The sequence below is a fragment of the Pseudomonas danubii genome (assembly GCF_042980055.1).
GTDB lineage: Bacteria > Pseudomonadota > Gammaproteobacteria > Pseudomonadales > Pseudomonadaceae > Aquipseudomonas > Aquipseudomonas danubii.
The window spans coordinates 171,597-187,083 of record NZ_CP116502.1 but is presented as its reverse complement, the minus strand read 5'-3'; the positions used below and the strand labels follow the sequence as shown (position 1 = coordinate 187,083).

The window sequence follows — 15,487 nt, the reverse complement described above, 5'->3', positions numbered from 1 at the left end:
TGGCCGGCCAATTGCGAACTGTCTGGGCGTGTTGTGCATGAGCGGTCGTCTTCTACAGACCCATGCGTCGTTTCGCTCGATGCACCGAACTGTCACGCACCGCCCAGCGCAGCATCGGCGTACTGCGTTTGACGCTGGCTCGAATCAGCTGGCGTTGCAGCGGGTTCTGATTGACGTCAAGCATGGCGCTGGCCCAGTCCGGCAGCAGGTCGATACCGGCCTGCATCATCAATGAGCCAAAAGGTTTGGCCAGGCGACTGGGAGCTGGAGCCGCCTGTAGCAGGCGCAGAACCTCGCGACTGCGATCGTCGCACAGCAGTTGCGGACGCATGGCCTGCAGGTAGTCGGCCACCGCCCGCCGCGAGCGGGGCACATCCCGGGCGCCGAGACGTTCGGCGATCAGCGCGATCTCGTTGTAGTAGCGGTCCTGGTCTGCCCCTGACAGGCGAGGGTTGAGGTAACGCAGGTGGGCGGCGAGAAAGTTGCTGACTTCCGCCACATGCACCCAGGTCAGCAGGTCTGGATCGCTGGCGGCGTAAGGACGGCCGTCAGGAGCGGTGCCCACGATATGCAGGTGAATAGTGCGTACTTTTTCGATCAGCCATTCGGCGTCCTGACGGGAGCCGAAGGTGGTGCCGGAAATGAACTGGCCGGTGCGGCGCAGGCGGCCGATCATGTCCTGGCGAAAGTTCGAGTGGTCCCAGACCCCGGCCAGGGCCAGGGGGTGCAGGGCTTGCATCAGCAAGGCACTGATGCCGCCGATCAGCATGCTGCTGAAGTCGGCGTGTACCTGCCAACTGACCGAGCCCGGCCCGAACAGGCCGGGGTCGCCCTTGGGATGCTCCAGGTCGAGTTGCCCCAGGGAGAGGCCAGACAAGCTCATGACCTGGCTTTCGATACGGCTGCGAATGAATTCCATGACAGCTCGGTGCGGGTAGTGAAAAAAGGCGCGGCCGTGGCCGCGCCGGTTTCAAGCGTTCAGGCGCTTGTCGATCAGGCCTTCCACCACACTGGGGTCCGCCAGGGTCGAGGTATCCCCCAAGGTCTCCAGTTCGTTGCAGGCGATCTTGCGCAGGATACGCCGCATGATCTTGCCCGAGCGAGTTTTCGGCAGGGCCGGGGCCCACTGGATCAGCTCCGGTTTGGCAAAGCTGCCGATTTCACGGCTGACCAGGGCCAGCAGTTGCTTTTTCAGTTCCTCGTCGGGTTCGATGCCTTGCATGGGCGTGACAAAGGCATAGATCCCCTGGCCCTTGAGGTCGTGGGGGTAACCGACCACGGCGGCCTCGGCGATGTCGTCGTGAAGCACCAGGGCGCTTTCCACTTCGGCAGTGCCGATGCGGTGCCCGGAGACGTTGATCACGTCGTCGATGCGTCCGGTGATCCAGTAGCTGCCGTCCTCGTCCCGGCGCGCGCCGTCACCGGTGAAGTAGTAGCCGGGGTAAGGCGCGAAGTAGGTTTCGATCATGCGCTTGGGGTCGCCGTAGACGCTGCGTATCTGTGCCGGCCAACTGGCCTTGATCGCCAGGATACCGCTGCCGGCACCTTGGATTTCCTTGCCCTGGTCGTCCAGCAACACCGGTTGTACACCGAACATCGGCGTCGAGGCGCAGCCGGGTTTGACCTGCCGGGCGCTGACCAGGGGGCTGAGCATGATGCCGCCGGTCTCGGTCTGCCACCAGGTATCGACAATCGGGCAGCGCTGCTCGCCCACGACATTGAAATACCACTCCCAGGCTTCCGGGTTGATCGGTTCGCCAACACTGCCCAGGAGCCGCAGGCTGCTGCGGGAGGTGCGCTGCACGGGGTCGTTGCCTTCGCGCATCAGGGCCCGCAGGGCGGTGGGGGCGGTGTAGAAGATGTTCACCTGGTGCTTGTCCACCACCTCCCAGAAACGCGAGGTGCTGGGGTAGTTGGGCACGCCTTCGAAGATCAGCGTGGTGGCACCGTTGGCCAGCGGACCGTAGAGGATGTAGCTGTGGCCGGTGACCCAGCCGACGTCGGCGGTGCACCAGAAGACCTCGCCGTCGCGGTAGTCCAGTACGTACTTGAAGGTCATGGCGGCCTGTAGCAGGTAGCCGCCGGTGGTATGCAGAACGCCTTTGGGTTTGCCGGTGCTGCCGGAGGTATAGAGGATGAACAGCGGGTCTTCGGCGTCCATCGGCTCGGGGGCGCACTGGTCGCTGGCCGCGGCTACGGCCTGCTGGTAGTGAATGTCGCGGCCCTCTACCCAGTTCACCGGGTTACGGGTGCGCTCGACCACCACCACGCTGCTGACGTCCGGGCAACTGAGCAGGGCCTTGTCGACGTTGCTCTTGAGGGGAATCTGTTTGCCGCCGCGCACGCCTTCGTCGGCGGTGATCAGGGTGCGGCAGTCAGCGTTGAGAATCCGGTCGCGCAGGGCCTCCGGGGAGAAGCCGCCGAACACCACCGAATGCACGGCACCGATTCGGGTGCAGGCGAGCATGGCGTAGGCCACTTCGGGAATCATCGGCATGTAGATGCACACCCGGTCGCCTTTTTTCACGCCACGGCTTTTCAGCACGTTGGCCAGGCGGCAGACATGCCCGTGAAGTTCTTTGTAGGTGATGCGCTGTGAGTCGGCGGGGTTATCGCCTTCCCAGATGATGGCTGCCTGATCGCCGCGTTTTTCCAGATGACGATCAATGCAGTTGTAGCTGACGTTGAGTTGGCCGCCACGGAACCAGCTGGCCTCGCCGGTGCGCATGTCATGGCTGTGCACGCTGTCCCAGGGGCTGCTCCAGTGCAGGAAACGCTTGGCCTGCTCGGCCCAGAACACATCTGGCTGCTCAATGGATTGGCGGTAGAGGTGGTGGTAGTCGTCCTGACTCATTTGCGCCGCCCGGCGGACGGCATCGGCTTTCGGAAAAGTGCTGATATCGAACATGACGGTTCCTTATTCTTGTTTTGCGACAAGCCATAAGGGTGCGCACAAGTGTCAGGAAGGTTCAAGGGGGGAGGGCCGGGGCCCGGACGGGAGCCGACGTGGCGGCTCCCGGGACAGAGAAGGTTGATCAGCCGCGGTGACGGCCGCGGAAGTAGTTGATCAGGCCTTGGGTCGAAGCATCGTCGGCCAGGGTTTCGTCGCTACCGACCAGACGGTTGTAGACGCCTTTGCCCAGTTCCTTGCCCAGCTCCACGCCCCACTGGTCGAAGGCGTTGATGCCCCAGACCACGCTTTGCACGAAGACCTTGTGTTCGTACAGCGCTACCAGGGCGCCCAGGCGCCGCGGGCTGATGCGTTCCACCACCAGGGTGTTGCTCGGACGGTTGCCGGGAATCACCTTGTGCGGCGCGAGTTTTGCCACATCGGCTTCGCTCATGCCTTTCTCGCGCAGTTCGCTCTCGGCTTCGGCGCGGGTCTTGCCCAGCATCAGCGCCTGGCTCTGGGACAGGCAGTTGGCGTACAGCCACTGGTGGTGGTCAGCCACCGGGTTGAAGCTGACGATAGGCACGATGAAGTCGGCCGGAATCAGTTGGGTGCCCTGGTGCAGCAACTGGTGATAGGCGTGCTGACCGTTGCAGCCTACGCCGCCCCAGATCACCGGGCCGGTATCGGTGGCCACCGGGGTACCGTCCTGGCGCACGCTCTTGCCGTTGGATTCCATGTCCAACTGCTGCAAGTGCTTGGTGATGTTGCGCAGGTAGTGGTCGTACGGCAGGATCGCGTGACTTTGCGCTCCCCAGAAGTTGCCGTACCACACTCCCAGCAGGGCCAGCAGTACCGGCATGTTCTGCTCGAACGGAGCGCTCTGGAAGTGCTGGTCCATGGTGTAGGCACCGGACAGCAGTTCCTTGAAGTTGGACATGCCGATGGCCAGCGCGATTGGCAAGCCGATGGCGGACCACAGCGAGTAGCGTCCACCGACCCAGTCCCACATTGGGAAAATGTTCTCTTCACGAATGCCGAAGGCCACGGCGGCCGCGTTGTTGCTCGATACGGCGATGAAGTGGCGGTGCAATTCGGCTTCGGAGCCGCCCTGGGCCAGGTACCAGGCCCGCGCCGCCTGGGCGTTCTTCAGGGTTTCGAGGGTGTTGAATGACTTGGAAGAAACGATGAATAGCGTGGTTTCTGCACGGATTTTCGCCGAAAGCTCATGGAACTCGCTACCGTCGATATTGGCCAGGTAGTGACAGCGCACGCCTTTCTGGGCATAGGACAACAGCGCCTCGGACACCAGCTCCGGGCCGAGGAACGAGCCACCGATACCGATGTTGACCACGTCGGTGATGGGTTTCTCGGTGTAGCCGCGCCACAGGCCGTCGTGGATGCGCCCGACCAGTTCGGTGATCTGGTTCAGTACCTTGTGTACTTCCGGCATCACGTTGACGCCATTGACCGACAGCTTGTCGCCCACTGGACGGCGTAGTGCAGTGTGCAGCGCCGGACGGCCTTCGGAGGCGTTGACCAGCTCACCGGTCACCATGGACTTGATGGCATCGGCCAGACCGACTTCCTTGGCCAGATTGACCAGCAGATCGCGGGTCTGGCTGGTGATCAGGTTTTTCGAGTAGTCGAGAAACAGTCCGCAGCTGCTCAGGGTAAATTGGTTGAAGCGCTGTGGATCGGTATTGAACGCCTCGCGCATGCTGAAATCCTGCATGGCTTGGCGGTGGTCTTTCAACGCTTGCCAGGCGGGCAGAGCGGTAACGTCGTGAGGAGTGCGGTAGTACGCCATCGCTGCGGTTTTCCTTTTGCTTGAACTGCCTTTTTGGACACTGAGAAGCCCGGAACGTCCTGCGCGGTCTCAAGGACCTCGTTCCTTCAGTCCTGTGCTGATTCGATTAATCACCCAGGGCGATAACAGTAACTCCAGCGTGCTGTTCTGTCTTGGCTTTGTGCGCCTTGTGGCCGGTACTATTTTGTACTGGCGGGGCCAATCAGGGCTGCATGGGGGGCTTTCAGCGGGAATAAACGGGGTTGGAATCGGCTGGCTTCAACGGGGACCCCAAGGTTTCGTGGTTCCGCTCGTTGCCGGGGGCATCTACCGCCTGCGTGGTCTGGCACTGAGCAGATCGCTTTCACCCTGGGCAAGATGGCACGCATGGGAAATTCCTGGGTCGGATCCTCGAACAGGACCTGCAGTATCAGCTGCAGGCCCCAGCCGGCGGCAGTTTGCCCGAAGGTTGGCGTTCGGGCAATCAGGCGTTCATGCCGGCGTGTCGAGGTCCAGATGCAGGTTGTCGATCAAGCGTGTTGCGCCCAGATAAGCCGCCACCAGAATCACCAGGTCACGGTCTTCGGCAGTGGCGGGACGCAGGTTTTTCGCGTGACGGATTTCCAGGTAGTCCCGTCGCAGGCCGGCCGCCTCGAGCTGCTGCTGTTGCTCGGCCAGTAGCCTCGGATAGTCACGCTCGCCATCCCGAATGGCCTGAGCGATTTGGCTCAGACTGCGGTACAGCACTGGGGCGATGGCGCGCTGCTCTGCGCTCAAGTAGCCATTGCGCGAGGACAGGGCCAGGCCGTCGGTGGCCCTCACCGTTGGCTCGCCGATGATCTGGATCGGCATGTTCAGGTCATGCACCAGGGCACGAATGACCGCCAACTGCTGGTAGTCCTTCTGGCCGAACACGGCAAGGTCCGGCTGGACCATGTTGAACAGCTTGCTGACCACCGTGGCCACGCCTTCGAAATGACCGGGGCGGCTGGCGCCGCACAGGCCTTCGGAGAGCTGTGGCACGCTGACCCGGGTCTGTCCAGCCATGCCGTCGGGGTACATCTCTTCGACACTGGGAGCGAACAGCAGATGGCAGCCGGCTTCGAGCAGTTTCTCCTGGTCGGCGGCCAGGGTGCGCGGATACTTGTCCAGGTCTTCGCCGGCGCCGAACTGCAGCGGGTTGACGAAGATACTGGCCACCACGAAATCCACTCGCTGGGCGGCCTTGGCCACCAGGGCGGCGTGACCGCTGTGCAGGTTGCCCATGGTGGGGACGAAGCCGATCCGCTTGCCTTCGCTGCGGGCGCGGGCGACCGCAGCGCGCAACTCGCGCACGGTTTTGACTGTATTCATGCAGAGAACCCGTGTTCGACGCCTGGGAAGGTAACGGCCTTGACCGCTTCGACATAGGCACTCAACGCCGCCTGGATGCTGTCTTTGCCGGCCATGAAGTTCTTCACGAACTTGGGCGAGCGACCGCTCAGGGACAGGCCCAGCATGTCGTGGAGCACCAACACCTGGCCGTCGGTGGCGCTGCCGGCACCGATGCCAATCACTGGGATCTTCACTGCCTGGGTGATTTCCGCCGCGAGTTCGCTGGGGACGCACTCCAGCAGCAACATGGCGGCACCGGCCTGCTCCAGGGCAATGGCATCGGCCCGCATCTGCCGCGCCTGGTTCTCGTTGCGCCCCTGGACCTTGTAGCCGCCCAGCACATTCACTGTTTGTGGGGTCAGCCCCATGTGTACGCAGACCGGGACGCCGCGCTCGTTCAGCAGGCGAACCGATTCGGCCAGCCAGGCGGCACCTTCGATCTTGACCATGTGCGCCCCGGCCTGCATCAACTGGGCCGAGCTGCTCAGGGCCTGTTCGGGGGTGGCATAGGACATGAAGGGCAGGTCGGCGAGGATCAAAGCGCCATTGTTGCCGCGTTTGACCGCCGCGACGTGATAGGCCATATCGGCGTTGCTCACGGGCAGTGTGCTGTCGTGCCCTTGCAACACCATGCCCAGGGAGTCGCCTACCAGCAGGACTTCGACGCCGGCTTCACAGCAGGTGTGGGCGAAGGTGGCGTCATAGCAGGTCAGCATGGTGATCTTTTCACCTTTCTGCTTGAGGCTTTGCAGGGTGGTCAGAGTGATGTCTGGCATGAAAAGGGGTCCTCATTTCAGGCGCTTTGGAAACTACTGCGAGTAACGCGCGTGATTCTTCGTTATTCAGGCGCACGGTCTTTTGTCGTGCTTATACAGCCTGGTTCCAAGCGATTTGAAAGCGGTACCGGGATTCGCGCTGGTGGCGTTGGACGCCTTATTCTGTGCCCAGAAGGGGCTGTGTACCAGCGGGTGCCACCGCCGTTGCACAAGCGCCTTGGCCTAGCGTTTCCTGGGGTCGCCGCGAACAAGCCTCGCTTGAATTGCGCCCTTTAACGCCGGGATGGCGGCAACGGGACGCCTATAGTCGTGATGAGGACTCTGGAAGTCAATTAGATGTGTTACCGCCTTGTTACGCCGGGAGTGTTACCGCCGTTACTGATGCGTTTCAGCGGTTATTTCAGCCGTTCCAGGCCGACAAATGGACAGGCGTCGAGCAGCTCCTGCAGGGTACGTCCGTCGGCCAGTCGCAATTCAGCGGGGGCCAGTTCTGCCAGGGGATAGAGGACAAAGGGGCGGGCGTGCATATGGTAATGAGGGACTTTGAGGCGCGGTTCGTCAATCAGGCGATCGCCGAACAGGAGGATGTCCAGGTCCAGGGTGCGAGGGCCCCAGCGTTCATGACGTTCTCGGCCTTGCTGGTTTTCGATGGCCTGCAGCGCATCAAGCAGTGCCAAGGGCTCCAGGTCACTGTCCAGCGCCGCCACGGCATTGGTGTAGCGCGGTTGGCCGGGCAGCAGGGAATCGCTTTGATAGAAGGCCGACACGCCGTGGAAGTGGCTTGCGGGCAACTGCGCCAAGGCCTCGAGTGCGCTGCGCAGTTGCTCTTCAGGGGCAGCCAGATTGCTGCCCATGCCAATGTAGATGCGTTCCATCCATTACTCGCCTGAAGCGCTGGAGCTGCCTGCACGCTTGCGTTTGGCACCGCTGCTGCGCCGACGTTTGCGTGGCGCGCCGCTGGTGTCTTCCTTACCGCTCAGGTCGCGGATCATGTCGCGGCGTTCGGAGTCGTTGGCGTCCTGGTAGTCGGTCCACCATTCACCCAGGCCGTCGGTCTGCTCGCCTGCGCTTTCACGCAGCAGCAGGAAGTCGTAGCCGGCACGGAAGCGCGGGTTGTCCAGCAACTGGTCGGCGCGCTTGCCGCTGCGCCGTGGCAGCCGTTCCTGCATATCCCAAATTTCGCGGATCGGCATGGTGAAGCGCTTGGGAATGGCAATGCGTTGGCACTGTTCGGCGATCAGTTCGTGGGCAGCTTCCTGCATGGCCGGGATTGGCGGCATGCCGCGCTCCTGCAGGCGCAGGACCCGGGCGGGCAGGGCCGGCCAGAGCAGGGCGGCGAACAGGAAGGCCGGAGTCACGGGCTTGTTCTGCTTGATTCGCAAATCAGTGTTGATCAAGGCTTCACTGATCAATGTATGGGTGTAAGTCGGGTTGTATTCCAGGGCTTCGGCGCTGGCCGGGAACAATGGATCGAAGAGTTGCAGGTCCACCAGCATTTCGAAGGTGTCGGCCGCGTAGCCGGAGAGGAACAGCTTGAGCACTTCTTCGAACAGACGTGCGGAAGGGATTTCCCGCAGCATGGGAGCCAGTTCGCGGATCGGCGTTGCGGTGTGTTTTTCGATACCGAAGTTGAGTTTTGCCGCGAATCGCACGGCACGCAGCATCCGCACCGGGTCTTCCTGGTAGCGCTGCCGAGGGTCGCCGATGAGGCGGATCAGATTGTTGCGAATGTCGTGTACGCCATTGGCGTAATCGAGGATGCGTTCGCTGACCGGGTCGTAATACAGGGCGTTGATGGTGAAGTCGCGGCGTTGCGCGTCTTCTTCAAGGGTGCCGTAGACGTTATCCCGCAAAATTCGCCCGCTTTCGTTACGGGAGGATTGATTGCTGTCTTCCTCGTCGTCGTTCTGCGGGTGGTTGGCGCGGAAAGTCGCGACCTCGATGATTTCGCGACCGAAGTGGATATGCACCAGTTTGAAACGACGGCCAATGATCCGTGCGTTACGAAACTCGGCCTTGACCTGCTCCGGTGTAGCGCTGGTGGCGACGTCGAAATCCTTGGGGGTGATGTTGAGCAGCATGTCGCGCACGCAGCCACCCACCAGATACGCCTGGTAGCCGGCGTTCTGCAGGCGTTCGACGATATTTACCGCATACCGGCTGAACTGGGCACGTTGCAGCGAATGTTGGCTGCTATTGAGCACTTCAGGGGTGCTGCGTTTATGTTGCGTACGACGCAAGGGAGAACGGAATGACTGGAACAGCTTCTTCAGCATGGGATGCACTGTTTGAAGGAATGTTCGGCCAAAACGAAGAATGACCGCATGATGGGCGGGGATTCTAGCATTTAGTCGAAGGATGGTGTAGGAAGCTGCCGCGACTTGTGCAGGTCTGCGCAAAGGTGCGATCTAGCAGGGCTGGCGTAGGTTTTTTTGGGGGAAATGCGAATTCTGGAAACCACAAGGGGAGCCGAAGCTCCCCCAGAATAGTTGTGCGTGCTCTATTTTTATTATTGGTTTCGGGCTTCTTGTTTTTGTTAAACGCCCTTGTCACTAAGGTTATCCAGAGTGACCCTCCCAATCGGGAGCCAAGAGCAAACGGATTGCTTTGATCGCTGAGTTGCAATGACCTTTCGATCCAACCAGTTCAGGCTCTGCCTTAGGGCAGTTTTTGTTGTTCTCGGCCTGGTTGTGGGGCATGCCCCAAATACAACGCCTCTCCAAAAGAATCAGTTAGCTGCGCCTCCGCCGTGTTGTTTTTATTATGCGTGAGTCGATTCGTCTTATTTTTATTGTCTTGTGCATTGCTTGTTATTGTTCTTGTACTAAACATATAGCAGATGCCGTGCCAACTTTTGCGATCCCCAGTAAAACAAGGGGTTAGGCGTGCCTGGTGGTGTTTTTCAGGCCAAAAAAAACCGGGGCTTCGTTACCTTTAGCCCCGGCTTTTGTTACGTCCAATTACACAGGTAACAGTTTTTTTCACAAAGTCGAGCGTTACCCACACTCGGGTCAGCCTGGGTTCAGCTTTCGCTGGCTACCCCGCTTTTGCGCCGCGGGATGCCCAGGCGCTGGCGACGTTCCCAAAGGCATTTGCGGCTGACGCCCAGTTTGCGTGCCAATTCGGTCTCGGTCATGTGGTCCTGGTGTTCGAGGACAAAGTGCTGGAAGTAGTCTTCCAGGGACAGGTCCTCGGTGGGCTCGTGACTGGTGTTGCCCTGTTGCGCTGGCAGTCCGACGAAGTCATCGTCTTCGAGGTCGCTCAGCTCGATATCAATCCCCAGCAGGTCAGCGGAGATTTCCGGGCTTTCGCACAGGATTACCGCGCGCTCTACAGCGTTTTCCAGTTCACGCACGTTTCCTGGCCAGGAATAATGGCGAATAGCCTGTTCGGCGTCGGCGGCGAACTTCAGGTCCGAGCGGCCGATGCGTGCGCTCTGGCGTGCGAGGAAGGCATTGGCGATTTCAATGACGTCGGCGCCGCGCTCGCGCAAGGCGGGCAGTTTCAGGGCAATCACGTGCAGACGGTAATACAGGTCTTCACGGAACTGGCCGATTTTCGAGAGGCTTTTCAAGTCGCGGTGAGTCGCTGCAATCAGGCGGACATCGACTTTTTGCGACTGCACGGACCCCACGCGACGGATCTCGCCTTCCTGCAGAACCCGCAGCAGGCGCGCCTGGGCCTCCAGTGGCAGCTCCCCGATTTCGTCGAGGAACAGTGTTCCGCCGTCCGCTGCTTCCACCAAGCCTGCACGCCCGGCGCTGGCGCCGGTGAACGCGCCTTTCTCATGGCCGAACAATTCGGACTCGATCAAGGTTTCCGGAATGGCCGCGCAGTTCACCGAGATCATGGGGGCCTTGGCCCGCTTGGAGAGGTTGTGCAGTGCCCGGGCCACCAGTTCCTTGCCGGTACCGGACTCGCCCTGGATCAGGACATTCGAATCTGTTGGCGCCACCTTGCGGATCTTGCTGTACATATCCTGCATGGGCGGGCAGGAACCGATGATGCCGATTTCGCCGTTGTTGTTGCTGGCGCCGGCCTTGTCCGCAACGCTCCCCGTCTTGGTGGCTGGACGATCTGCCGGTGCGTTCTCGGCGCTTTGTCGGTCGCGGAGAATCCGGGCCACGGCCTGGAGCATTTCATCGTGGTCGAAAGGTTTGGCGATGTAGTCCACCGCACCCATTTTCATTGAGTCCACAGCCGAGCGCAGGCTGGCGTAACTGGTCATGATCAGTACAGGAGTGCCCTGGCCGAGCTTGATCAGTTCGGTGCCGGGGGCGCCAGGCAAGCGCAGGTCGCTGACAATCAGGTCGAATGTGGGAATGCTGAAGCGTTCCTGGGCTTCCTGCACCGAGCCGGCTTCGCTGACCTGGTACTGGTTGCGTTCCAGCAGGCGGCGAAGGGCGGAGCGGATAATGGTTTCGTCTTCGACGATCAGAATATGCGGCATTGATTCAATTCTCTCGACGGTCTCAGTTCACAGCGGACGTCGCTTCGACATGACGCGGTAAGGTCACCCGAATACGGGTGCCGCGTTGGCTTTGTGGATCGGCCGGGCTGTCGATGGTGATTTGTCCATAATGCTCTTCAACGATGGAATAGACCAGTGCAAGGCCCAGTCCGGTACCTTCCCCAGGGTCCTTGGTGGTGAAAAACGGTTCGAACAATCGGTCCATGATGTTCTTGGGAATGCCGCTGCCTTCGTCTTCCACGATCAGATCGACCGTGTGTTCGAAAGCCTCGCTCTTGACGCGTACCGCGCTGCCGGGAGGAGAGGCGTCGCGGGCGTTGGACAGGAGGTTGATCAATACCTGCGCCAGTCGCTGCGGATCACCATCGACCCAGTGGTCGGGATCGCACAGATTGAAGAACTGCACTTCGAAATTACGCCGGTTCAAGGCCAGGAGACCAATGGCGTCCTGGGCAACTTCGGCCAGGCAGACGGCTTCGTCGTTGTGCTGATGGCTACCGGCGTGGGCAAAGCTCATCAGTGACTGGACGATGCGCGAAATGCGCTTGGTCTGTTCGAGGATCTGCTCACTGATTTCCGTCAGCTCACCGTCTTCCTCGCGCTCCTCCCGCAGATTCTGCGCCAGACAGGCGATGCCGGTGATCGGATTGCCGATCTCATGAGCCACCCCGGCAGCGAGGCGTCCGATACTGGCCAGGCGTTCGGAGTGCACCAGCTTGTCTTCCAGGGTCTGGGTTTCGGTCAGGTCTTCCACCAGTAACACCAGGCCGCTGTTACCCGGAGCCAACGGCTCGTCGATGGCTGCCTTGTGCAGGTTCAGCCAGCGAGTCTGGCCATCGAGGGCCAGATGCTGCTTGTGCAAGTGCTCGTCCGGCAAGTTGATAAAGCCCTGCAGCAGGTCTTTCCATGGATTGGTGATGGTGCTCAGGCGCGATCCCACCACATGCTGAGCGGGAATGCCGGTCAACTCCTCCATGGCCTTGTTCCACATGAGGATTTCCTGATCCTTGGCCAGGGAGCAGACGCCCATGGGCAGTTCCTGCAGGGTTTGTCGGTGGTAACGGCGCAGGGCATCGAGCTCGGCGGCCAGGCCGGTCAGGCGTGAGTGGTAGTCCTCTAGGCGGCTTTCGATGAAATGGATGTCTTCGGTGACATAGTTTTCTCCGCCGGCCTTGTAGGGCAAGAAGGTTTCCACCATGTCCTGGGCGACACTCGGTCCCATCAGGCCTGACAGGTTGGCCTCGATACGGTCACGCAGACGTCGCAAGGCATAGGGGCGGCGTTCGTCAAAAGGCAGATACAGGTCGCGCAAGGCTTGCTCCACTTCCTTTTGCGCGGCCTTGGCTCCCAGCGGCTTGGCCAGTTGGGTGGCGAACTCCTGAGGTGAGGCGGCATGCAGTTCCCGGCGCTGCGGTCGGCGCACGTTGTCCACTGCACAGGCTTCGGCGGCGCTGGTTTCCTCGGTACTGGCGTTGGTGAACAGCGAAATCAGGGTGAACATCAGTACGTTGGCTGCCAGCGAGGCGATGGCTGCCATGTGCCAGCTCGTGTCGTCGAGGACGTAGATCATGTTCAGCAGCGGGATATAGAAACCCTGCAGGTTGCCGATCAGAGGCAGCAGCATGGTCACCAGCCAGACCAGGATCCCGGCCAGCAGCCCGGCAATGAAGCCCCGACGGTTGGCGGTCGGCCAGTACAAGACCGAAAGCACGCCGGGAAGAAATTGCAGGGTAGCGACGAAGGCGACAATTCCCAGGTTGGCCAGGTCCTGTTCGGCTCCCAGCAGCAGGTAGAAGGCGTAGCCGGCCATGATGATGGCGACGATCAGGGCGCGACGGGTCCACTTCAGCCAGCGATAGATGTTGCCTTCTGCGGGGGGCTGGTAAAGCGGCAGCACCAGATGGTTCAGGGCCATCCCCGACAGGGCCAGCGTGGTGACGATGATCAGACCGCTGGCGGCCGAGAGTCCGCCGACATAGGCCAGTAGCGCCAGGGCTGGGCTGTTGGCGGCGATACCTATGCCCAGGGTGAAGTATTCCGGGTTGGTGGTGGCGCCGAGCTTGAGTCCGGCCCAGAGAATCAGCGGCACCGCCAGGCTCATCAGCAGCAGGAACAGCGGCAGCCCCCAGCTGGCGCTGACCAGGGCTCGGGGGTTGAGGTTTTCGGTAAAGGTCATGTGGTACATGTGCGGCATGACGATCGCCGAGGCGAAGAACACCAGCAGCAAGGTGCGCCACGGGCCCTCTTGCAGTGGGGTGTGCAGCGCGGCGAGGGCGGTCTGGTTCTGCAGCAGCCAGAGTTCCAGCTGTTGCGGACCATCGAAGACCCCGTACAGCGCATACAGGCCGACGCCGCCGATGGCGATCAGCTTGATCACCGATTCGAAGGCAATGGCGAACACCAGGCCTTCATGTTTCTCCCGGGTAGCGATGTGCCGTGAACCGAAGAAAATCGTGAACAGGGTGATCAGCGCGCAGAAGCTCAGCGCTACTCGATGTTGCACCGGTTCATGGGTGAGGATGCCGATCGAGTCGGCCACTGCCTGGATTTGCAGGGCCAGCAAGGGCAGGACTCCTACCAGCATGAAGATGGTGGTCAGGGCGCCGGCCCAGGTGCTGCGGAAACGGAAGGCGAACAGGTCCGCCAGGGATGACAGTTGATAGGTGCGGGTGATCTTCAGGATCGGATAGAGCAGCACCGGCGCCAGCAGGAAGGCCCCGGAGACCCCCAGGTAGCTGGAGAGGAACCCGTAGCCGTACTGATAGGCCAGGCCCACCGTGCCGTAGAAGGCCCAGGCGCTGGCATAGACCCCCAGCGACAGGGTGTAGGTCAGTGGGTGGCGAATGATCGAGCGCGGAATCATGCCGCGCTCACTGATCCAGGCCACCCCGAACAGCACCAGCAAGTAGGCGGCGCTGATCAGGATCATCTGGGTCAGGCTAAAGCTCATCGGCATCTTTTTGGCTCTGCAGGATGAAGGTCACGACGATCAGAATCAGCCAGAGCAGATACGGGCGATACCAGGCGCCAGTAGCATCGATCCACCAATCCATGATGGCGGGGGAGAACAGATAGATCCCCACTACCAGGAGCAGGACCAAGCGATAGATGTACATCTCGGCCTCTCTTTATTGTGTGCGTGCCCGAAAACGTGCGGCGATGGTAACGGATGGGCGCCAAGCTGCAAGGGGCGTCAGCTCAATTGGGCTTCCGGCACGCTCAGTGTGCGTGGAATCAAGCTTGCATCCCAGTGCGCAGTACCCCAGCGCATGATCTCTGCCACGCTGGCATCGGCCAGTTCGCTTGGCGCTGCCTGCCCCAGGGCCCGCAGCGCTCGCAATAGCAAGGGCGGCGCCTGATCTTCGCTCAGTGGTGGCGAGCGGTAGGACTTGCCCAGTTTGTGGCCGTCCGGCTGAGTGATCAGCGGCACATGCAGGTAACGCGGCTGAGGCAGCCCCAGCAATTCCTGCAAGTACAACTGACGCGGTGTGGAGTCCAGCAGGTCAGAACCACGGACGATGTCGGTGATGCCTTGCCACGCGTCATCCAGCACCACGGCCAGTTGATAAGCATAGAGGCCATCCCGGCGCTGGATCACGAAGTCCCCCACGTCCCGGCCCAGGTGCTGGCGGTACTCGCCCTGGACCCGGTCGGTGAAGCGGTACTCCAGATCCGGCACGCGCAGGCGGATCGCTGCATGCTCTCGGGCATGGCCGAGGTTGCGGCACAGGCCCGGGTAGATGCCGTGGTAGGGCTCCAGCTGTTTGCGTGAACAGGTACAGGCATAGGCCAGGCCCTGGTTGAACAAGCGGTTGAGCACCTCGGCATAGGCAGTGTGGCGTTCGCTCTGACGGACCATGTCACCGTCCCATTCGAAACCGTAGCATTCCAGGGCCTTGAGGATCGCTGCCTGGGCGCCGGGTTCTTCCCGGGGCGGATCGAGGTCTTCCATGCGCACCAGCCAGCGGCCGCCGACAGCTCGGGCATCCAGATAGGAGGCAAGGGCTGCAACCAGCGAGCCGAAATGCAGGTAGCCGCTGGGGGTGGGGGCGAAGCGTCCGATGTATGAAGGAGATGTGGAGGCAGTCATGGGCAGGATGCTATCGGGGCTGGCCCCGGAGTGATGACAGGAACGGGGGGATTGCTTTCGCGAGTGAGCTCGCTTCTACAGCGCAAGGCGGAAACGA

Annotated in this window: 11 protein-coding genes; all 11 read right to left on the bottom strand. The window is 61.3% G+C overall.

The genetic code is table 11. From position 1 onward, the window contains the following. Window positions 1-52 precede the first annotated feature (52 nt). Window positions 53-919 carry an oxygenase MpaB family protein gene (locus PFZ56_RS00915; protein ID WP_102882231.1) on the bottom strand — a complete coding sequence of 289 codons (867 nt, stop codon included), beginning with the start codon at window positions 917-919 and terminating at the stop codon, window positions 53-55. Between the two features lie 51 nt (window positions 920-970). Continuing rightward, window positions 971-2,908, bottom strand: a complete 1,938-nt coding sequence (gene acs, locus PFZ56_RS00910) for an acetate--CoA ligase (RefSeq protein ID WP_110652093.1) — start codon at window positions 2,906-2,908, stop codon at window positions 971-973. A 127-nt stretch (window positions 2,909-3,035) separates the two neighbouring features. Continuing rightward, window positions 3,036-4,700: a glucose-6-phosphate isomerase gene (pgi, locus tag PFZ56_RS00905; protein ID WP_102882229.1), complete on the bottom strand. Its 1,665-nt coding sequence runs from the start codon at window positions 4,698-4,700 to the stop codon at window positions 3,036-3,038. Window positions 4,701-5,171: 471 nt separating this feature from the next. Then, entirely contained in the window at window positions 5,172-6,032 is an 861-nt protein-coding gene (gene panC, locus PFZ56_RS00900) for a pantoate--beta-alanine ligase (RefSeq protein WP_102865485.1), read from the bottom strand. Continuing rightward, window positions 6,029-6,829: a 3-methyl-2-oxobutanoate hydroxymethyltransferase gene (gene panB, locus PFZ56_RS00895; RefSeq protein WP_102882227.1), complete on the bottom strand. Its 801-nt coding sequence runs from the start codon at window positions 6,827-6,829 to the stop codon at window positions 6,029-6,031. Before panB ends, panC begins: the two co-directional genes overlap by 4 nt. A 395-nt stretch (window positions 6,830-7,224) precedes the next feature. Further along, the gene (gene folK / locus PFZ56_RS00890; RefSeq protein WP_102882226.1) at window positions 7,225-7,704 is read right to left on the bottom strand and encodes a 2-amino-4-hydroxy-6-hydroxymethyldihydropteridine diphosphokinase; all 480 of its coding nucleotides are present in this window, start codon (window positions 7,702-7,704) and stop codon (window positions 7,225-7,227) included. 3 nt (window positions 7,705-7,707) lie between these two features. Further along, window positions 7,708-9,105 carry a polynucleotide adenylyltransferase PcnB gene (locus tag PFZ56_RS00885; protein ID WP_110597066.1) on the bottom strand — a complete coding sequence of 466 codons (1,398 nt, stop codon included), beginning with the start codon at window positions 9,103-9,105 and terminating at the stop codon, window positions 7,708-7,710. 746 nt (window positions 9,106-9,851) lie between these two features. Next, window positions 9,852-11,279, bottom strand: coding sequence for a sigma-54 dependent transcriptional regulator (locus tag PFZ56_RS00880; RefSeq protein WP_102882225.1), 1,428 nt, complete (start codon window positions 11,277-11,279; stop codon window positions 9,852-9,854). Window positions 11,280-11,301: 22 nt separating this feature from the next. Beyond that, window positions 11,302-14,256 (bottom strand): sensor histidine kinase, encoded by a 2,955-nt coding sequence (locus PFZ56_RS00875; protein ID WP_162884092.1) that lies wholly within the window; start codon window positions 14,254-14,256, stop codon window positions 11,302-11,304. Next, window positions 14,240-14,416: a hypothetical protein gene (locus PFZ56_RS00870; protein WP_003176118.1), complete on the bottom strand. Its 177-nt coding sequence runs from the start codon at window positions 14,414-14,416 to the stop codon at window positions 14,240-14,242. Before PFZ56_RS00870 ends, PFZ56_RS00875 begins: the two co-directional genes overlap by 17 nt. Before the next feature lie 77 nt (window positions 14,417-14,493). Further along, complete coding sequence (gene gluQRS, locus PFZ56_RS00865) at window positions 14,494-15,390, bottom strand: tRNA glutamyl-Q(34) synthetase GluQRS (protein ID WP_170002382.1); 897 nt, start codon at window positions 15,388-15,390, stop codon at window positions 14,494-14,496. Window positions 15,391-15,487 lie beyond the last annotated feature (97 nt).